Below are 18,918 nucleotides of genomic sequence, written 5' to 3'. Positions count from 1 at the left end.
CGCTTCTACTAGGGTCGACGCGGACGCACTAGGTCATGCGCAGTAATGTTAGCGATAACAATAACACCAGCGGCCACACCTTGGTGCAGCTTGGAGGCGGAACCTCCGTGCTTCTTCCGGGCACCGGAGGACGGCTTGGCGACCTCGTCCGGCTGGATCTCGGTCGCGGCACCGTGGTCGGCGGTCCTCGCCCGCTGATCGGGCTCAACGTCCTTGCTGCCAACCCGACGACCGGCCAACTGGCGACGGTCAGTGCGGTGTCGGGCGGAAATCTGCTCGGCGTGACGGTGGTCAATCCAAGCACCAACAGCGGATCGCTCGTCCTGGCGCCGCAGGTGGCCTCACTGGTCGGGCTTCAGCCCACCAACCCGAGTGTCACCAGTGCTGTGACGACGACGGTGAATGGGACCGTCGGAGGCCTCGTCAATGGCACTCTTAACGGGACGGTGAACGGAACCTTGGGCGGATCGCTCCTCAAGCATTGATCTACCCGGCCGCCGGCGCCCGTTTCGAGGCGCCGGCGCCTCCGTCCATCCAAGGGGGCCATCATGGCATTGAGCATCCTGCTTGCTGCTGCCGTATTGCAGCAGCTTCCGACAGGCGGTGCGGGCATCACCCGCGAGCGTCTTGACCAACGTCCACCCGCCCCGGTCGTCAGGAAACCTGGCCCGAGCGGTCAGACGAAGGTCGAGACCGTAGGCAATGGACAGCCGATAGCGGGCATCGCCTTTCGAGGCGCCCAGGCACCAGTGAATGTTGCAGCCGCGGCGGAGGCCTTCGTCGGCCGCCCGATCAACCGCGATACGCTGGTTGAGCTCGCAGGAGCATTGTCGCGCGCTTATAAAAAGAGCGACGTTGCGCTCTACACCATCTCCGTTCCCGACCAGCCGTTCGAGAAAAATGTCGTCGTGGTCCAGCTTGCCGAAGGGTCGATCGGCAGCGTCGATGTTCGCTCGAACAAGGGCCGGCCGGTGCCGCTGCTGCAGAAGCAGGCAGCGCGGCTCGTTGGGCAACAGCCGCTGGAGAAGGCGGCGATGCAGCGGCAATTCTCGCTGATGCGGGCAATCCCCGGCCTTAGCTTCGATACGCAGTTCGACAATTCGGGATCGAACGATGCGCTGAAGTTGATCGTCAATGCCAAGCAGAAGCACGCCCAACTCGTCACCGGGATCGGCAACCGTGGCCCCGACCTTGCCGGCGACCTGCTCGCGCAAGCACGGCTGAGTTTCTATGGCCTGGCGACCCACGGCGACCATCTGAGCTTCACTGCGATGAACAGTGCGAAGATCCGCCGATACCGGCAGCTCGGCGCTTCGTATTCGGTTCCAATCGGCGCCGACGGCCTGACCCTGTCGAGCAACGCTGCCTGGGTTCGAACCCGCGCCAGCCGCTTCAATATCGAGGGCACCGCCAAGCTGGTGTCCGTCGCGCTGACCTATCCCGTTATCCGCACCTACGAGCAGGCCGCGGACGTCAGCCTGGGCGTCGATGGCGTGAACAGTGAGAATGCCGCGTTCGGCAACGTCATCGCGACGGAGCAGACCCGGGCCGCGCGCCTCAGCGGAGGCTTTGTGACGGCCACGCCGAAGCGCACGATCAGCGCCAGCGCGATTGCGTCCCATGGCCTCGACATCTTGAATGCTCGTGTGATCTCCCCGCTCGCGAAAGCGAACTTCCGCAAGGTCAACGGCAACATCGGCGTCGATCAGAAGGTCGAGACCCGCTTTTCCGGCCGGGCGACGCTGACCGGCCAATACAGCCCCGACCCGCTGCCTGGCGCCGAACTGTTCGCCGTCGGCGGTGCGACGGTGGGGCGTGCCTTCGATACCAGCTTCCTGACCGGAGACAGCGGCGTCGGCGGCGTGCTCGAGCTCGCCTATCAGCCGCTCGGCAAGGGCGATCTGACGAAAAGCGAAATCTATGCGTTCGGCGATGCGGCGCGGCTCTCCTATCACCGCCGCGGACCGTTGCCGTCCCAGCGCTTCGACCTCGCCTCTGCGGGCGCCGGAGTGCGATTGCGGTACAAGGAACTAGTGGAACTGGGTCTCGAGGGCGCTCGGGTCATCGATCGACCCTACCCCGGATACGACGGCAAGTGGCGCCTCTCGCTTTATTATAACCTCAGCCTCTGAAGAGCGGCACCCGTACCGCCTTTCGCCCCCTGACGGCACGGCTGCAGCGCCCGGACGTTTAGTGACCGTGGCAGAGGATGAAACCGAGAGCCGGCGTCAGCAGGTCGGCGCGACATTTGCCGAGGTGGCCAGCCGGTTCGGACCAGCGCCACTGATCCTCGGCCATTTCGATGCGGATGGGTTGGCGGCTGCCGCGATATTTCAGCGAAGCCTCGATGGTGCGACCTTGCGGATCGTCGGCAAGGGCGAAAATCCGTGGTCGGAGGAAATCCGTTCGGAGCTTCGCCATGCGGCACCGGGCGGGCTGATCGTCACCGATCTCGGCGTTCGTGAGGGCGCTTTGCTGGCGAGCACGCCGACGGCCATCGTCGATCATCATGTGCCGACCGGGACGCCGGGCGATGCGGTCGTGATCAGCGGCCATGGCTGGAAGCCGGAGCCGACATCGGCGCTGCTGGCCTATTGGTGCGCGCGCGGATTGGAACGTCCGACGACTTGTTGTGGCTCGCCGCCATTGGGCTGATCGGCGACATGGCGGAGGAGTCCGGCTTTGCAGAGATGACAGCGGCGCAGGCGCGGTACGGCAAGACGGCGCTCCGCAATGCCGTCAGCCTCATCAACGCGCCTCGGCGCACCGCGAAGGCGGACGCTACGCCGGCGCTGAGGCTGCTGCTGAAGTGCAATTCACCCAAGGAACTGCTGTCGGGTGAGCATCCGGAAACGGCCGAGCTTCTTGCCGCGAAGGACGAGGTGCGCTGTGCGATGGACGATGCCAAGCGCGCGGCGCCCAAGGTACGCGGCGAGGTGGCGTTGATCCCGCTGGCATCGCCGTGCCAGATCCATCCGCTGATCGCGCAGCAGTGGCGCGGGCGACTGCGCGACAAGGTCGTGATCGCGGCCAACAAGGACTACCGGCCCGGCTGGGTCCATTTCGCCGCACGCACCGGCTCCGGCCGCGACCTCATCCGCTTTTTCGCAGATCATCGGCCCGACGGGGCGGGCAGCGAGTATGGAAGCGGCCACCGGCAGGCGAGCGGCGGTGCGCTCCGCCACGAACAATGGAACCGCTTCATCACCGACCTGGGCTTTCCCGAGGAGCAGATCGCATGATTAATCCAACCCGCCCGCTGCGGCTCGGCTTCCCGGTCAAGGTGATGGGCCGGCCAGGCATGAGGGCGAACGACACGCGGCGCTGGCAGAAGAACCCGCACCTGAAATGCAGCCTCGAATATATCGACGCGATCTTCGACTATCTGAAGGAGGTCGAGATCGACATGTACCGTTTCTCGTCCGACCTGGCGCCTTACGCGACCCATCCCGACATGCCGCAATTTCACAAAATGGTGGCTGAGAGCGACACCGAGCTGCGCGCCATCGGCGCCAAGGCACGAGAGCTGGACATCCGCACCTCCTTTCACCCGTCGCAATATGTGCTTCTGAACAGCCTCAACCCGGAGCTGACGAAGAAAAGCATCTGGGACTTTTCAAGCCAGGCCGAGATGCTCGACCGGATGGGCGCGGGGCCGGAGGCGGTGATGGTGACCCATGTCGGCGGCGTCTACGACGATCATGAGGCGAGCCGGGCCCGCTGGATCGAAGGCTGGGAGCAATGCCCGCAGCACGTCAAGGACCGGCTGGTGCTGGAGAATGACGATATCCGCTTCTCCGCTGCGGACGTGCTTTGGATTCATGAGCGGACGGGCGTGCGGCTGATCTTCGACTATCAGCATTTCTGGTGCCTCAACCCCGAACGGCTGGAAATCCGCGACACGTTGGAGCGCTTTCTCAAGACGTGGCCGAAGGGCGTCCGGCCCAAGATCCACTTCTCCTCGCCCCGAACCGAGATGCGGGAGGTGAAGCGTCAGATCACGCCCAAGCAGCGAGCGGCGGCGAAGGCGGGTAGGGCGCGCAAGTCGAAGGAGCTGGTGAAGGCCCCGGTCAAGGCGACAGCGCGGACCAAGACGGTGCTGCTGCCGCCGATCTGGACCGGGCACAGCGACTTCACCAACCCGTTCGAGTTCGCGACCTTCATGCGCATGGCGGCGGGGCTGGAGTTCGACGTCATGATGGAGGGCAAGTCCAAGGACGTGTCGATCATCAAGCTCCGCCCCGACCTGCTCCGGTTCGCGCCGGACGTGGCCGAGCGGTTCGGCATCTATGCCGAAGATGCCGACGAACTGTTCGCCGACGAGGCGGCACTTGAGCAGGGCGTCGCGGCGGAGGACGAGGCGGATGTGGACGAAGGCGAGCGGGTCCGGGAGCCGGAGCTGGTCTGAGCCTTAGCTCGGCTTCCACCCCTTCGGCTTCTTCTTCGGGCGGCCCTTGAATTGCTGCTCCCCGGGCGAGGGCTTGTCCTGGCGCGTAGGCGCCGCGCCCGCGACGGCGACTTCACGGGGCGGTGCCATTTCGATAATCATGCCCTGATCTTCGGGTGCGATGGTGGCGCGGCGAAGCGCCTTGACGAAGCTCTGCACAGCGCGCTCGCTGACCTGGAAATAGCTGTCGTTCGATGCGATGCGGATCGCGCCGACCTCATTGCGGCTGATGTGGCCGTAGCGGCAGATGACGGGCAGCAACCAGCGCGGATCGGCATTGTGGCGGCGGCCGGCGTTGATCCGGAACCAGGCCGCCCCTTCGAAACCGGCGCGCGGGCCGGGCTCGGCCGCGCCATCACGCGGTGCCTGGACGTGGAGTTCCTCCGGCGCGGGCAGGTCGGTGCGCATCGCGCGCACCAAAGCAGCGGCGATGGCTTCGGGCGAGAGCTCCGCCATCAGCTGCGCCGCCATCTCCTTGTCCTCATCCTCCGCCTCGGGAGCGTTGCGGAGTGTATCCATCCAGCGCTCATGATCCATCTTATGGATCTCGGCGGCGGTGGGTGGGGCAATCCACTGTGCCTGGATGCGGGCGTTGCGGAGCATGGTCTCGACCCGGCGGCGGGCGCGGAAGGGGACAAGCAGGATCGCCGTGCCCTTGCGGCCGGCGCGGCCGGTGCGGCCCGAGCGGTGCTGGAGCGCCTCGGCATCGCGGGGCAGTTCGACGTGGATGACCAAGCTGACGGAGGGAAGGTCTATGCCGCGCGCGGCGACGTCGGTCGCAACACAGACGCGGGCGCGCTGGTCGCGAAGCGCCTGGATGGCGTTGTTGCGCTCCGACTGGCTGTGCTCGCCGGAGAGGGCGACCGATTTGAAGCCGCGCTCGGTCAGGCTGGAATGCAGGCGGCGAACCGCGTCGCGGGTGGCACAGAACAGGATCGCAGTCTCTGCCTCGTGGAGACGCAGCAGGTTGACCACGGCATGCTCAATGTCGGTCGGCGCGAGCGCCACCGCCTGGTAGGCGATGTCCGTGTGGCCTTCGCGGTCACCGACGGTTTCGATCCGCAGCGCATCCTTCTGGTAGCGCTTGGCGAGCGCCTGAATCGGCTTGGGCATGGTTGCGGAGAAGAGCAGGGTGCGGCGCGTCTCGGGCGTGCCGTCGAGCAAAGCCTCGAGCTCCTCCCGGAAGCCCATGTCGAGCATCTCGTCCGCCTCGTCGAGCACAACTGCACGGATCGAAGAAAGGTCGAGAGCGCCGCGCTCGAGATGGTCGCGCAGGCGGCCGGGTGTGCCGACGACGATGTGGGCACCACCGTTGAGCGCGCGGCGCTCCTTCATCGGGTCCATGCCGCCGACGCAGGTGACGATGCGCGCGCCGGCGCTGGCGTAGAGCCAGTCGAGCTCTTTGCTGACCTGAAGCGCCAGCTCGCGCGTGGGGGCAATGACGAGGCCGAGCGGCTCGCGCGACCAGGGCACCTTGTCGGCCTCGATCAGCTGGCCGGCCATGGCGAGGCCAAAGGCGACGGTCTTGCCCGAGCCGGTTTTGGCGGAAACGATGAGGTCGCGGCCATGCGCTTCGTCGGCGATCACCGCCGACTGCACCGCCGTTAGTGTCTCATACCCGCGCGCGTCGAGGGCTTCCGCAAGCGCGGAATGAATTTGAGGATGTTGCATGGGGTGCCACTTAGGCGTTTGCGCGCGCTGACGCCACCCGACAGCCGAATGGGTGCGGGCTAGAACTTCAAAACCGGTAGCAAACTGGCGTGATCATCCGACCAGGGCGCGGACACCGGGGGCGGTAAAGGCAGCCAGGTGAGCCCGGGCTCAGCCTGCTCGAGTGCGCTGATCCTTATCTGCGAGGGTGACAGTACGACCCAATCGGAGCCGAAATAGTTGAGCGACCGATCCGCGCGTTTCGGTTTGAAGATCCGGATCCGCGCGGACCAGCCCGCCGCCTCCGCCTCGGCGCCGAGCACGCTGTCGAGGTGCAGGTAGCGGTTACTGATGTGGACGAGGAGCAGGCCGTCGTCCTTCAGGCGCTGGCGGTAAATCTGGAACGCTTCGCGGGTGAGCAGATGGACAGGGATCGAGTCCGAAGAGAAGGCATCGATGATGAGCATGTCCACCTTCGGGGCAGTCTCGCGCGCCAGCGTCAGCCGGGCATCGCCGATTACCATCCGGCGCTTCGGCAGGCAGCGGGACAGGAAGCTGAAGCGCCGCGGATCGCTGGCGATCTGCACGACGACGGGATCGATCTCGTAGATCGTCCACTGCTGTGCCGGCCGGGCGTAGCAGGAGAGGGTTCCGGCACCCAGGCCCACAAGGCCGACGCGGGCAGTGTCGGCGATCAGCGGCGAGCTTAGCACCAGACCCACGCCTGAGCGCGGAGCATAGTAGGTGGTCGGCATCCGCTCCCGCTCGGGCGAGCCACGATTCTGGATACCGTGCACCGTCGTTCCATGACTGATCGCCCTGTCGCGGGCATTCTCCTCCAAGGTGTAAACGCCGAAGAAACTTCGGGTAAGTCGGCCAGGCTCGACCGACGCCCTAAGGTTGTTCCAGCCGCCGGTGGTCAGCACCAAACTTGCAACGGCGGCAGCGAACAACGGACGATTGCCGATTGCGGCGATTGCCACGACAAGGATGGCCGGAGCCACCGCCAGTCGGCCCAGCGGAATGCTCGCGACCGACAGCAGCAGCACCGTCGGAATGCCGATCAGGGTCACGACATTGGCCAGACGGCCGCCATCCCAAAGATCATAGACGGGCTTGAAGGGGCTCCGGGCGGTCAGGAGCAGCGCCGCCGCAACGATCAGCAAGGCATGTTCGTAGGTCCAGTCGAACAGCAAAGGCGCAATCAAGGCGCAGAACAGGCCGCCCAGGACGCCGCCTACGGCAAGTGCCAGGTAGAAGGCGGTGAGTTGGTCCGCAGGCGGGCGGGTCTCGTACAATCGGCGATGCAGCGAAACGGAAACCAGGAACAGTCCGAGCGCAGACAGACCGGCAAAGAGCACTGCCGAGCCGGAGGAAGGGGCGGAAAACAGAAGCACGGCGTTCAGAAGCAGGACAACCGGCGCAGCCCACATGATCGGTCGGACGATTATCTCCGGAGCACCGAAGGCGACCGTGAAGCTCAACAGATAAAGCCCGAGCGGCAATGCCCAGAGCAACGGGATCGCGACGATATCCGTGGTTATGTAGAGGGTGGTCGACAAGACCAGCCCGGACGGGATGGCGGCCACCATAATCCAGGACAGCACGATGTTCCTGGCAGGTCTGGTCGAGCGAACCTCGCGTTGATCGACCGGTGCCGTGCGCGGAAGCGCAAGTGCGCACCAGGCGGCGAGGGCCGCAAGGCCGAGGTAAGCGGCACTCCAATACCAGCGCTGGTCCGCGACCGCGACCATGGGCTCGACAAGAAGCGGGTACGCAAAGAGACCTGCAAAGCTGCCAAGGTTCGACGCGGCGTAGAGGGGGTAGGGATCCTTTCCGCTGGTCAGCGCGAACCAGCGCTGGAGAAGCGGCGTCTGAGCGGAGATGACGAAGAACAGGGGGCCGACCGAGACCAGAAGCAGCCATGGGACCCACAGGAACAGACCGGCGCCCTGCGGCACGTCCAAATCTAAAAGGCCGATCGGAAGAGAAAAGGCCGCCAGTGCGAAGACGCCAAGGTGAACGGCGGCCTGCTTGCGCGGTGCAAGTCGGCCAAGCAGATGGGCGTAGGCGTAACCGGCCAGGAGCAATGCCTGATACACCAGCATGGCCGAGTTCCAGACGGCCGGCGCTCCACCGAGCCTCGGCAGCGCAAGCCGGGCAATCATCGGCTGCACTAGGAACAGCAGGAACGATCCGACAAAGACGGTGGCGGTGAAGCGCGCTCCGACCGTCCATTGCCGAGCCCTTGAAATTGGAGCCAATGAGTTCCCCCAGCCTACGGCGGTCGCGAAATGCAGACCGTCAGGCCTGGTGAATGGCCTTCACGACCTGATAGCTTTCCAGCCCTTCCTTGCCGCCTTCGCTGCCGAAGCCGCTATCCTTCACCCCGCCGAACGGTGTGTCGGCCGTGGAGATGGCGAAGGTGTTGATACCGACCATGCCCGCCTCGATCGCGTCGCCCAGCAGATTGGCGCGGCGGCCGTTCTCCGTGAAGGCGAAGGCGGCGAGGCCGTAAGGGAGCCGGTTGGCCTGTTCGATGGCCTCGTCGAAGCTCGTGAAGGACCGGCTGACGGCAACTGGGCCGAACGGCTCCTCGTTCATGATATTCGCGTCGAGCGGCACGTCGGCAAGGAGGGTCGGCCTGAAGAAGAAGCCGCTGTCTCCGGGTTCGCCGCCGGCGAGGAGCTTGGCGCCTTTCGCCTTGGCATCGTCGACCAGTGCACCGATCGCTTCGGGTCGACGCTTGTTGGCCAGCGGACCCATCTTCGTGTCGGTTAGCAGGCCATCCCCGACCTTCACCTGCGCAGTGCGTTCCGCGAAGCCCTTCAGGAAGGCGTCGTAGATGCCCTCCTGAACATAGAAGCGTGTCGGCGAGACGCAGACCTGGCCGGCGTTCCTGAACTTCTGCGGCACCACCATGTCGAGCGTCTTGTCGAGGTCGCAATCGTCGAAGATCAGCACGGGGGCATGGCCGCCGAGTTCCAGGGTCACGCGGGTCATGCTGTCGGCGCAGAGTTTCATGAGGTGCTTGCCGACGGGCGTGGAGCCCGTGAAGCTGATCTTGCGGATGGCAGGGTGAGCTATCAGCGTGCGGCTGACGAGGTCGGGGTTGCCGAACACCATCTGAAAAACGCCGCGCGGAAGACCCGCATGATCGAGCGCTTCGGCCAGCGCCTGTGTTGAACCTGGGGTCTCTTCCGGCGGCTTGGATATGACCGAGCATCCGGCGGCAAGCGCGGCGGCGACCTTCTTGGCGAGCAGGTAGAGCGGGAAATTCCAGGGCGTGAAGGTAGCCACCGGGCCGACCGGCTGATGGGTGACGATCGAGCGCTGACCCGTCGGGCGGACGAGAACGCGGCCGTAATCGCGTTTGATCTCCTCTGCATACCAGTCGAACATGGACGCGGAGCCGGCGACTTCGGCGCGGGACTCGGCGAGCGGCTTGCCCTGCTCCTGCGTCATGATCGCCGCGATCTGGTCGGCACGCTTGCGCAGGATCTGCGCCGTCGTGCGAAGGATCGTCCCGCGCTCCTCAACCGCCGTGTCGCGCCAGATTGGGAAGGCGCGGCGGGCAGCCTCGGCAGCCTCGTTGAGGTCGGCTTCAGTGGCGAGCGGCAGGTCCGCGATGCGGTTCCCGTCGACGGGATTGACGACGGCGAAGTGGTCTCGGTTCTCGCCGGTGCGCCAGCTGCCGTCGATGAAGAGTTTCAAATCGGTTTCGTAGCCCATGGGCAGCAGATAGGCCCGCCTTGCCCCGCGAACAACGGGCGGGTAGCGGGCGCACCATGACCAAGCAGGAGTTTGCCGACAAGCTTCGCCGGCATGATGCCTGGCTTCCCGGCAAGAGGTTGAAGCTGGATTTCGGAAACGACGGAGTCCTGCTGATCGACGGTATCGAAGAGCGGATCGGCGAGGAGGATTCGCCGGCCGAGACGAGCATCAGCATTTCCTGGGCGGACTGGCTGGCGCTGTCGGACGGTGAGCTCGATCCAATGCGTGCCTACATGAGCGGGCGGCTGCGGGTTAGGGGCGACCTGGCCGCTGCCATGGAACTTGGGAGCTTGTTCAAGCGCCTGAAGAGCTGAACGGCGAGTTGAAACGCGGTTCGCCTTTGCCTACCGCAGCGTCATGGCGACCATCTACACCACGGCCACGGAGGCGCTCGACGGGCTGCTGTTCGACGGCATGACAATCGCCGCCGGGGGCTTTGGCCTGTGCGGCATTCCCGAGCGGCTGATCGACGCGATCGTCGCCAGCGGAGTCAAGGATCTTACCATCGCCTCCAATAACGCTGGCATCGACAATGAGGGGCTCGGCAAGCTGCTGCGCACCCGCCAGGTCAAGAAGATGATCAGCTCTTACGTCGGCGAGAATAAGGAGTTCGAGCGGCAATTCCTCGCTGGCGAGCTGGAGGTGGAATTCTGCCCCCAGGGGACGCTGGCCGAGCGGATGCGCGCCGGAGGTGCGGGCATTCCCGGCTTCTACACCAAGACGGGCGTCGGCACCCAGGTCGCCGAGGGCAAGGAAGTGAAGAGCTTCGACGGCGAGGATTACATCCTGGAACGCGGCATCCGCGCCGATCTGTCGATCATCAAGGGCTGGAAAGCGGATGAGGCCGGAAATCTCGTCTTCCGCAAGACGGCGCGCAACTTCAATGCACCCGCCGCGACCTGCGGCAGGATCTGTGTCGCCGAGGTCGAGGAGATCGTGGCCGTGGGCTCGCTCGATCCCGACGCAATCCACCTGCCGAGCATCTACGTGAAGCGACTTATCAGCGGCGCGCCCTACGACAAGAAGATCGAGTTCCGCACCGTTCGGCAGCGGGAGACTGCATGATGGCCTGGTCCAGGGACGAGATGGCGGCGCGCGCCGCCCAGGAGCTGGAGGACGGATATTACGTCAATCTAGGCATCGGCATCCCGACGCTGGTGGCCAACCACATCCCCGAAGGCCTGACGGTGACGCTGCAGAGCGAGAACGGAATGCTTGGGATCGGTCCGTTCCCTTACGAGGGGGAGGAGGACCCAGACCTCATCAATGCCGGCAAGCAGACGATCAGTGAGCTGCCTTCGTCGAGCTACTTCAGCTCAGCAGACAGCTTTGCAATGATCCGGGGCGGGCATATCGACCTAACCGTGCTGGGCGCCATGGAAGTGGCGGAGAACGGCGACATCGCCAACTGGATGATCCCGGGCAAGATGATCAAGGGCATGGGCGGTGCGATGGACCTGGTCGCAGGCGTCAAGAAGATCATCGTGGTGATGGAGCATGTTTCCAAGAACGGTGATCCCAAGTTCATCCCGGCCTGCACCTTGCCGCTGACCGGCAAGAATGTCGTGGACATGATCATCACGGATATCGCCGTATTCCAAAGGCCGGATCATGCGAGCCCGTTCAAGCTGATCGAGCTGGCGCCCGGCGTTGGCCCTGATGAGGTTCGAGCCAAGACGTCGGCGCTTTACGTCGAATGAAGTGGACCGTCGGCGTTCTGCTGCTGTTCCTCGCGGGCTGCCACAAAGACGAGACGGTGCTGATCGACGGCTCCTCGAAAGAGAGCTTCGAAACTACGAGTGAGAAGGCGAGGCGCACGATCCCGGACGCGGACCGGCTGGTATTCGACCGAGCCCTTCGCACCGTCGGCGGCCGGCGGTTCGGCAATCGCGATCCGGAGGCGTTGGCGCGCGTTACCTTCGACGGAATGACCGCTGCTCAGGTGGTGGCGGACCAGCGGGCCCACGAACTAGGAGCCGAGTAACTGCTGCGTCCTGGGCTGTGGGGCAGGCAAGAACCCACGTAGTCTGCTGGACGCAGGCGGTGCGGCTCACTATCTCGTGCAGCGCACATCGGGAAGGACCCTATGACCACTTTCGACGACCGTGAACGCGCATTTGAAGCCAAGTTTGCCCATGATGAGGAAATGCGGTTTCGCATCGTCGCTCGCCGCAATCGGCTGCTCGGTGAGTGGGCCGCCCGCGAAATGAAGCTGTCCAACGTGGAACGGGACGCTTACGCGCGCGAAGTCGTGCACGCAGAATTCGAGGAAGGCGGCGACGAGGCGGTGATCCGCAAGCTGATCGGCGATCTGACCGCCGCGGGAGTCGAGACGGACGAAGCGAGCGTCCGGGACGCCCTTACGCGCAACGAAGCCGAAGCGCGGCGTCAGTTGATCGAGGCACAGGCCTGATCCCGTGCCGATGGCTGCGAACGATATCGAGCAACTGATCCGCGAGGCTATTCCGGATGCCGTTGTGGAGATTCGCGACCTTGCCGGAGACGGCGACCATTATGCCGCCCATGTCGTGTCGGCGAGCTTCGCGGGCCTCAGCAGGGTCAGGCAGCATCAGGCCGTTTATGCCGCTCTTGGCGGGCGCATGGGCGGGGAATTACACGCGCTGCAGTTGACCACTGCCACGCCATCGGGAGACCATCAGTGAGTGACGTTTCGGCACGCATCGACGAGATCGTGAAGAAGAATGACGTGGTGCTGTTCATGAAGGGCACCGCCCTATTCCCGCAGTGCGGCTTTTCCAGCCGCGCGGTTGCGATCCTTGATCATCTGGGCACCCCGTTCGAAACGGTGGACGTGCTTCAGGACCAGGGAATCCGCAACGGCATCAAGGAATATAGCGATTGGCCGACTATTCCCCAGCTGTACGTTCGCGGCGAATTCGTCGGCGGATCGGACATCATGATGGAAATGTTCGAAAGTGGTGAGCTTCAGCAGCTTGTCGCGCCGGCGAATTCGGAATCCCAGTAACGCTAAAGGGGCAGTGAGGGGGACCAGAGAACCGCCTCACCGCCCCTTACGTGGCGTGGAACCAAGTGGACACGAACAATATTGCAACCGCCGTGCCAAATGCAAAAAACGGCGGATTTCTGTACTTAATGTAGCTTCCTATTTCTAAGGACCTTCGCCCTGCGTAAAGTTTTTCGACACATTGCGCATCGTGTCAGGGTGAGGGACACTTTGGGGCCGCTGCCGGGTTGTTGCCGGTGATGGGACGCGACGACCCCGACCTTGGCAGCCCGCTCGCGATGCCCAGATTGTTCTGTGACCTGACGCAGAGCTGGTCCGACGTCGGCGGCGGGGTGCGCACCTACTTGCTGCACAAACGCCGGCACATCCTCGACAATACGCCGCACCGGCACCTTCTGATCATACCAGGAGAGCGCGACGAGGTGGTCGAAGAGGGCCGCGCGATCACCGTGACCATCAAGTCACCGCACGTGCCGCTAAGCCCGCACTACCGCCTCTTGCTTCGCAACAGCGCAGTGCAAGCCGCGCTCGATCGTTTTCGGCCCGATCTGATCGAGTGCCAGGATGCCTACAACCTTCCTTGGGCAGCGGTCGCGCATCGCAAGCGTCACCCTGAAACGGCGCTGGTCGCAGCGTACATGACGGATTTCCCGACTGTCTATGTCGAACGGCCAGTCTCCAAATTTCTGGGCAAGGTGGTTGGCGGAGCGGCAGCGCGTTTGTGTTACCGATATTGCGGAGCGCTCTATCGGCGCTTCGACACCGTGTTTGCATTGAGTGAAAATGGTGGCGGCACCAAGCTGCGCGCGCTCGGAGTCGGTAACGTGGAGGTTGTCGGCCTTGGCGTCGAACTTGGTGAGTTCGGTCCGACCAGGCGCGACGAGCGACTGCGCCACTCCCTTGGCCTGACCGAAAGTCAGCCTTTGCTCATCTACGTCGGTCGCCTCGATATCGAGAAGCGGCCGGACGTGGTCGTCGACGCATTTCGTAAGCTGCCGGCAGAGCTTGGAGCACGTCTCGTTCTGCTCGGCGAAGGACCGCTCCGCGAGGAAATCAGCCAGCTCGCCGACTCGCGCATTTCGATGCCCGGTTACGTCAAAAGCCGCACAGATCTGTCGCGCTGGCTGGCAAGCGCCGACATCTACGTTTCCGCAATGGCGGACGAGACGTTCGGCGTGTCCATCGTCGAAGCACAGGCCTCCGGCCTTCCAGTTGTCGGGGTCGCCTCTGGTGCAATGATCGACCGGGTCGGCGAGCATGTCGGCCTGCTCGGCCCGGTGGGCGACAGCGATGCGATGGCCGGCAACATTCTGAAGATCTGGCGGTCGGATCGCCGGCAGCTGTCGGAAGCGGCGATGGCGGAAGCCAAGCAATATAGCTGGGCGCGAAGCATGGAGAGCCTGTTCGGCACCGTCTATCCGACGGCGCTGAGTGGGCGCGTGGGACACAAGGCTGCGCCGTCGGCCTTCTCGTCCTTCCTTCGGCCTGCAGCGGAACTGCCGCCAGCCTGACATTCACCTGCCGTTCAGGGCGTCGACTACACTTGTAGTCGTCATGAGCGAACAAGAGATCAAGGTCAGTGACGCCGAGCTGCAGCTGATGCAGGCGTTGTGGGACGACTCGCCCATGACCGCGTCCGATCTGGCGCAACAGGTGGGTAGCCGCCTCGGCTGGAGCCTGACCACGGTCAAGACATTGCTGGCGCGGCTTGCGGCCAAGGGCGCTGTTGCGACCCAGGCAGACGGACGACGCTTTCTATATCGTCCTGCGGTCGAAAGGGATGTCATTGCGGCGCGGCAGGCCACCGGCCTGGTGGACCGCCTGTTCGGTGGCCGGGTGTCGCCTTTGGTCGCGCAACTGGCCGAGCAGCGCGATCTCGACCCGAAGGATCTCGATGAACTGGAAGAACTGGTTCGGAGCCTGCGGAAATGAGTTGGGTGGCGGAGACACTGGCGGCGACGGCCGTCCTCATCCTTGTGGTGCTGGTGTTGCGCGGCCCCGTCGCTCGCGCATTTGGTGCGCGGGCAGCCTATGCGCTTTGGCTTGTTCCCACGACGCGGCTCCTTCTGCCGCCGTTTGCGATCCAGGTTCCTGATCGGACCGTGATGATCGACCTCGGTGCGATCGCACCTGCTCCAGCTCTGACCGCAGGTTGGACCTTTTCTTTGGCTCAAGGCGCTTTCGCTCTGTGGCTAGCTGGGACGAGTTCCTTTTTGTTGTGGCACCTGCTGAACTACCGCCGCTTCATGTTTCGTGCGGTGCAGGCTGGCCGGCCTCTTACGGACGCAGCGGTTCCTGGCTTTACCGTGCTGCTGACAAGCGCCGTGACCGGTCCTGCGGCCGCAGGTATCCTGCGTCGGTACATCTTGCTGCCCATCGACTTTGCAAGTCGCTTCGATGCAGCGGAGCGGGAACTGGCACTTGCTCACGAAGCCATGCATCATCGCCGCGGCGACCTCCTTGCCAGTGCGGCGGCGCTGTTCATGGTTGCGCTCCACTGGTTCAATCCCATCGCTCACATCGCTCATCGGCTGTTCCGGCGCGACCTTGAGGCCGCGTGCGATGCCAGCCTGATCGACATTCGCGGCAGCGACGCCCGGCACAAATATGCGCAGACAATCCTGCGCTGTGCCGCGCAGCCGATGCCGCAAACCGTCTGTGCCCTCACTCCAATCGGCGAATTGAAGGAAAGACTGACAATGCTGAACAACATGCCCAGCCGCGGCCGGCAGCTCGCCGGCGGCGCGATCGCCCTCGTGCTCGCCGGTGCGGGCCTGACCTTGGCGGCACCCGTCGCCGCTCAGGAAAAGGACGTCGTCGAGCGGATCGAAATACGCCAGATCGGCGGCGGCGATCAGGTTCGCCGAGCGCTGCCGTCCGAGGTCAAAGCCAAGATGGCAGCCTGCAACGGCGAGAAGTTCGAAGCTGACGTCAATGCGACGCCGACGGCTGAGAAAAAGACCCGCACCCGCATGCTGATCTGCGCCAAGGCGGGCACGACCAAGGCGGAAACCGCCGCATCGTTGGAAAAGGTTCTCAGCCGGGTCGAGGGCGACAGTGACATGCCGGCCGAGAACAAGGCGCAACTGGCTGCCAAGCTGAAGGCCCGCATCGCGGAGCTGAAGGCGGGCAGCTAGGTGCCTTGAAGGGGCGTTCCCGGCCAAACGCCGACCGGGAACGCCTTTCGCCCTTAAGCGGCAGATGCCCAGGCGGACTCGCGAAGGCCGCGCCATTCGAGCATGGCGAACAAGGCCACTGCCGCCCCCTGCGCCAACAGCAACGCCGTTCCCAGCGCCGTTCGATCCTGCAACCAGCCCAGCGACAGCAAGCTCGCCGCGACCCAGCCGACGTTTCCGGCGATTACCAGCAGCACAAGGCTTTTCGCCGCTTCGCGACGGCTGCTCAGCCATAGGATGAATAGCCCGACGGGAAGCAAGCTGGCCCCGGCGGCCGCCAGAAATGCGGTCGGCATCCCAAGCATTGGCTCCAGCAGTTTGGAGGCGGGGATCAGGCCTGCTGCCATGATCAGGCAGCTGGCGCTGTCGAGCTTCAATATGGTGCGTAGGAAAGGTGAGATGATCATGTCCGGTCTCCAGCAAGGGACGATTCCCTGCTCCGAAGTTCGCGCGCCGGGCGGTGCAGGTCGATTACCGCCGAGGTAATGGCTCCTGCGCCGGGCGAACGTTAGAAGGCGGTTATGAGCTACATGGATTGCCGACTTGGCGAGCAGCTTCGATCCTGGCGGCAACGCCGGCGGATGAGCCAGTTGGACCTCGCTTGCGAAGCGGACATCAGCACCAAGCATCTGAGTTTCATCGAAACTGGCCGGTCGGCGCCGTCACGGGAGATGGTCGCCAGGCTCGCCGCCAGCCTCGACCTACCGCCCAGGGAGCGCAATGCGTTGCTGATTGCGGCGGGATTTGCACCGGACGTGGCCGAGCGTCCGTTCGATCACCCAAGCCTTGCCGCAGCACGCGCGGCGGTCGAGCGGATCATCGACGGTCATCTGCCCTTTCCCGCACTGGCGGTGGATCGCCACTGGAACCTGCTTCACGCTAATGCGGCGGTTCACACATTGATCGAGGGCGTCGCCGGCGCGTTGCTCGTCCCGCAGCCCAACGTGCTTCGGCTCAGCCTTCATCCCGAGGGTCTCGCGCCCCGCATAGCCAACCTGGCCGAGTGGAAGGCTCACCTGCTCGCCCGTTTAGGCGGGCAAGTGCGCGCGAGCGGCGACCCTCAGCTTGCCGCATTGCTGGAGGAGCTGAAGTCCTATCCTGCGCCGGCATCCAGCGGCCATCATCAGCTCTCGGAGGTTGCGTCGCCGCTCATTCTGGATTCCCCGGCAGGCCCATTGTCCTTTCTGTCGACCACCACCGTCTTTGGAACAGCCGTCGAAGTCACCTTGTCGGAAGTAACGATCGAGAGCTTTTTCCCGGCGGACGAGGCGACTTCCGAAAGGCTCAAGTCCCTCCGCTGACTTCCTTGCCCCTCCGCTTCGTGCGACAGGGCGGCGGTGGACGCACCTTACGGCCAGTTGGAACAGCTTGAGCCCGGCATTGCCCGGTTGCTGGCACACAATCCGTCGCCGTTCACCTTTACCGGCACACAGACCTACCTCATCGGTGATGCGGAGGTCGCCGTCATCGATCCGGGACCCGCCGATGATGATCATGTGGACGCCATTCGAGTAGCGATCGGATCTCGGCCACTTCGCGCCATCCTCGTTACTCACACCCATCGCGATCACAGTCCTGCGGCCCGGCCGCTGGCACAGCTGACCGGCGCGCCGGTGATGGGATGCGCTCCACTGGCGCTGGAGTCGGTGGGTCCCAGAGCCGACGCAGCATTCGACGGCGACTATCGCCCCGACCGCGAACTGCGGGACGGTGATACGCTGGAGGTCGATGGGTGGGAGGTCGCGGTCGTCGCTACGCCCGGCCACACCTCCAATCACTTATGCTTCGCCTATCGCGGTGCCTTGTTCACCGGGGACCATGTGATGGGTTGGTCGACGACGGTTGTGATCCCGCCCGACGGCGACATGGCTGATTACATGGCGAGCCTTGGAAAGCTCCAGGGACGCGACGACCGGGTCTATTACCCGGCCCACGGCCCTGCGGTGACGAGGCCGAAGCAGTTGATCCGCGGCATGCTTGGCCACCGGATGCAGCGCGAGCGTCAGATCCAACGCATCCTCGAAGGTGGAGCACGCGACATTCCCGCGATCGTCGCGGAGGGCTATCCGGGGCTCGACCCGAAGCTCGTGCCAGCGGCCGGCGGCACGGTGCTGGCACATCTTCTGGACCTGGAAAGGCGCGGGCTCGTTGAGCGTGCGGGAGAGTTATGGATCGGTCGTTGAAGAAATGGATGGTGGCGGGTGCTGTCGCCGCGGCGCTGCTGATCGGGCTTCTGCTCGGCGGGACGCTCGGCCTGTTCGACCGGGTGATCGGCGGCCCGAAGCCGGAGACCATCGCATCGGCCAGCCTCGAATCAATGCGGGCTCAGAGCCGGCTGAACGTCTTCGCCGCCCGTTACGTCTCCGTCACCACGTCAAAGGTGAGCCGCTTCGGCTTTTCAAACGAGCGTACCCTGATTCTGCCGGGCGACGTTCGCTATGAGGTGGACTTGGCCAAGCTGGGCGACCGCGACGTGCGGTGGGACGCGGGTTCCAAAACACTGACCGTGACGATACCCGACGTTGAAGTCGCAGGGCCGGAAGTCGATCTCGCCAAGGCGCGGGAATATGGCGGCGGCGGTATCATCGGCGCCATTGCCAACACGCAGCCGCAGCTCGATCAGGCGAACCGGGCCGCTGCAGTAACGGACCTACGAAAGCAGGCGGCGGCCGACACGCCGATGCGCCTGGCCAGGGAAGCGGCGAGGCAGGCCATCGCGCGCAGCTTCGCCATGCCCCTTCGCGCCGCGGGCTTCGAGGATGCGAAGGTCGTGGCCCGCTTCCCGTTCGAGTCGGGTACGCGTGATCCGTCCTACATCGACCAGAGCCGAAGCTATAACGAGGTGCTGGAGGAGGCTGCGCGTAAGCGGCGCTGATCTTTTCACC

22 protein-coding genes are annotated in these 18,918 nt (G+C 64.5%); 18 read left to right on the top strand and 4 right to left on the bottom strand.

Annotated elements, in window-relative coordinates:
• Nucleotides 1-35: 35 nt before the first annotated feature.
• The 5 genes from G7077_RS03485 (at nucleotide 36) to uvsE (ending at nucleotide 4,408) form a co-directional block, all read left to right on the top strand.
• Nucleotides 36-485, top strand: a complete 450-nt coding sequence (locus G7077_RS03485; protein WP_166410508.1) for a hypothetical protein — start codon at nucleotides 36-38, stop codon at nucleotides 483-485.
• A gap of 63 nt (nucleotides 486-548) precedes the next feature.
• On the top strand, nucleotides 549-2,132 hold the full coding sequence (locus G7077_RS03480; protein ID WP_166410507.1) for a ShlB/FhaC/HecB family hemolysin secretion/activation protein: 1,584 nt from the start codon (nucleotides 549-551) through the stop codon (nucleotides 2,130-2,132).
• 67 nt (nucleotides 2,133-2,199) lie between these two features.
• Nucleotides 2,200-2,655, top strand: a complete 456-nt coding sequence (locus tag G7077_RS13875) for a DHH family phosphoesterase (protein WP_206367684.1) — start codon at nucleotides 2,200-2,202, stop codon at nucleotides 2,653-2,655.
• Complete coding sequence (locus tag G7077_RS03475; protein ID WP_206367683.1) at nucleotides 2,598-3,242, top strand: hypothetical protein; 645 nt, start codon at nucleotides 2,598-2,600, stop codon at nucleotides 3,240-3,242. The genes G7077_RS13875 and G7077_RS03475 overlap by 58 nt, the downstream gene beginning before the upstream one ends.
• Nucleotides 3,239-4,408: a UV DNA damage repair endonuclease UvsE gene (gene uvsE, locus G7077_RS03470; protein WP_166410506.1), complete on the top strand. Its 1,170-nt coding sequence runs from the start codon at nucleotides 3,239-3,241 to the stop codon at nucleotides 4,406-4,408. Before G7077_RS03475 ends, uvsE begins: the two co-directional genes overlap by 4 nt.
• 3 nt (nucleotides 4,409-4,411) lie before the next feature.
• Here uvsE and G7077_RS03465 read toward each other — a convergent pair whose 3' ends face one another.
• Genes G7077_RS03465 through G7077_RS03455 form a run of 3 tightly spaced genes read right to left on the bottom strand, consistent with a single transcriptional unit; the run spans nucleotide 4,412 to nucleotide 9,829 of the window.
• The gene (locus G7077_RS03465) at nucleotides 4,412-6,118 is read right to left on the bottom strand and encodes a DEAD/DEAH box helicase (protein WP_166410505.1); all 1,707 of its coding nucleotides are present in this window, start codon (nucleotides 6,116-6,118) and stop codon (nucleotides 4,412-4,414) included.
• 59 nt (nucleotides 6,119-6,177) lie between these two features.
• Entirely contained in the window at nucleotides 6,178-8,361 is a 2,184-nt protein-coding gene (locus G7077_RS03460) for a spermidine synthase (RefSeq protein WP_343040011.1), read from the bottom strand.
• 40 nt (nucleotides 8,362-8,401) lie between these two features.
• Entirely contained in the window at nucleotides 8,402-9,829 is a 1,428-nt protein-coding gene (locus tag G7077_RS03455) for an NAD-dependent succinate-semialdehyde dehydrogenase (RefSeq protein WP_206367682.1), read from the bottom strand.
• 56 nt (nucleotides 9,830-9,885) lie between these two features.
• On the opposite strand from G7077_RS03455, the gene G7077_RS03450 reads away from it, so the two are divergent.
• The 10 genes from G7077_RS03450 to G7077_RS03405 all read left to right on the top strand — a co-directional run bounded on the left by G7077_RS03450 (nucleotide 9,886) and on the right by G7077_RS03405 (nucleotide 15,994).
• Entirely contained in the window at nucleotides 9,886-10,185 is a 300-nt protein-coding gene (locus tag G7077_RS03450) for an SCP2 sterol-binding domain-containing protein (RefSeq protein ID WP_166410504.1), read from the top strand.
• Between the two features lie 43 nt (nucleotides 10,186-10,228).
• On the top strand, nucleotides 10,229-10,936 hold the full coding sequence (locus G7077_RS03445) for a CoA transferase subunit A (protein WP_166410503.1): 708 nt from the start codon (nucleotides 10,229-10,231) through the stop codon (nucleotides 10,934-10,936).
• Nucleotides 10,936-11,571 carry a 3-oxoacid CoA-transferase subunit B gene (locus tag G7077_RS03440; RefSeq protein ID WP_166412293.1) on the top strand — a complete coding sequence of 212 codons (636 nt, stop codon included), beginning with the start codon at nucleotides 10,936-10,938 and terminating at the stop codon, nucleotides 11,569-11,571. Before G7077_RS03445 ends, G7077_RS03440 begins: the two co-directional genes overlap by 1 nt.
• Nucleotides 11,568-11,855, top strand: a complete 288-nt coding sequence (locus G7077_RS03435; protein WP_166410502.1) for a DUF6694 family lipoprotein — start codon at nucleotides 11,568-11,570, stop codon at nucleotides 11,853-11,855. The genes G7077_RS03440 and G7077_RS03435 overlap by 4 nt, the downstream gene beginning before the upstream one ends.
• A 102-nt stretch (nucleotides 11,856-11,957) precedes the next feature.
• Nucleotides 11,958-12,284, top strand: a complete 327-nt coding sequence (locus tag G7077_RS03430) for a DUF1476 domain-containing protein (RefSeq protein WP_166410501.1) — start codon at nucleotides 11,958-11,960, stop codon at nucleotides 12,282-12,284.
• A 4-nt stretch (nucleotides 12,285-12,288) separates the two neighbouring features.
• Entirely contained in the window at nucleotides 12,289-12,534 is a 246-nt protein-coding gene (locus G7077_RS03425; protein WP_166410500.1) for a BolA family protein, read from the top strand.
• Nucleotides 12,531-12,857 (top strand): Grx4 family monothiol glutaredoxin, encoded by a 327-nt coding sequence (gene grxD / locus G7077_RS03420; protein ID WP_166410499.1) that lies wholly within the window; start codon nucleotides 12,531-12,533, stop codon nucleotides 12,855-12,857. Before G7077_RS03425 ends, grxD begins: the two co-directional genes overlap by 4 nt.
• A gap of 239 nt (nucleotides 12,858-13,096) precedes the next feature.
• Nucleotides 13,097-14,368 (top strand): glycosyltransferase, encoded by a 1,272-nt coding sequence (locus G7077_RS03415; protein ID WP_166410498.1) that lies wholly within the window; start codon nucleotides 13,097-13,099, stop codon nucleotides 14,366-14,368.
• A 43-nt stretch (nucleotides 14,369-14,411) separates the two neighbouring features.
• Entirely contained in the window at nucleotides 14,412-14,789 is a 378-nt protein-coding gene (locus tag G7077_RS03410) for a BlaI/MecI/CopY family transcriptional regulator (RefSeq protein ID WP_166410497.1), read from the top strand.
• A gap of 5 nt (nucleotides 14,790-14,794) precedes the next feature.
• The gene (locus G7077_RS03405; RefSeq protein WP_166410496.1) at nucleotides 14,795-15,994 is read left to right on the top strand and encodes a M56 family metallopeptidase; all 1,200 of its coding nucleotides are present in this window, start codon (nucleotides 14,795-14,797) and stop codon (nucleotides 15,992-15,994) included.
• 53 nt (nucleotides 15,995-16,047) lie between these two features.
• On the opposite strand, the gene G7077_RS03400 is transcribed toward G7077_RS03405, so the two are convergent.
• Complete coding sequence (locus G7077_RS03400; protein ID WP_166410495.1) at nucleotides 16,048-16,440, bottom strand: hypothetical protein; 393 nt, start codon at nucleotides 16,438-16,440, stop codon at nucleotides 16,048-16,050.
• A gap of 114 nt (nucleotides 16,441-16,554) precedes the next feature.
• On the opposite strand from G7077_RS03400, the gene G7077_RS03395 reads away from it, so the two are divergent.
• From G7077_RS03395 to G7077_RS03385, 3 genes are read left to right on the top strand one after another with little or no spacing between them, the layout of a single operon-like run.
• A complete protein-coding gene (locus G7077_RS03395; protein ID WP_166410494.1) occupies nucleotides 16,555-17,334 on the top strand; it encodes a helix-turn-helix domain-containing protein in 780 nt (259 codons plus the stop codon).
• 36 nt (nucleotides 17,335-17,370) lie between these two features.
• Entirely contained in the window at nucleotides 17,371-18,216 is an 846-nt protein-coding gene (locus G7077_RS03390) for an MBL fold metallo-hydrolase (RefSeq protein WP_166410493.1), read from the top strand.
• Nucleotides 18,213-18,908, top strand: a complete 696-nt coding sequence (locus G7077_RS03385; protein WP_246167349.1) for a DUF4230 domain-containing protein — start codon at nucleotides 18,213-18,215, stop codon at nucleotides 18,906-18,908. Before G7077_RS03390 ends, G7077_RS03385 begins: the two co-directional genes overlap by 4 nt.
• The last annotated feature ends 10 nt before the right edge of the window (nucleotides 18,909-18,918 follow it).

Origin of the sequence: Sphingomonas piscis (genome assembly GCF_011300455.1) — a bacterium.
GTDB classification, from domain to species: domain Bacteria; phylum Pseudomonadota; class Alphaproteobacteria; order Sphingomonadales; family Sphingomonadaceae; genus Sphingomicrobium; species Sphingomicrobium piscis.
This window is presented reverse-complemented; position numbering and strand designations above follow the sequence as displayed.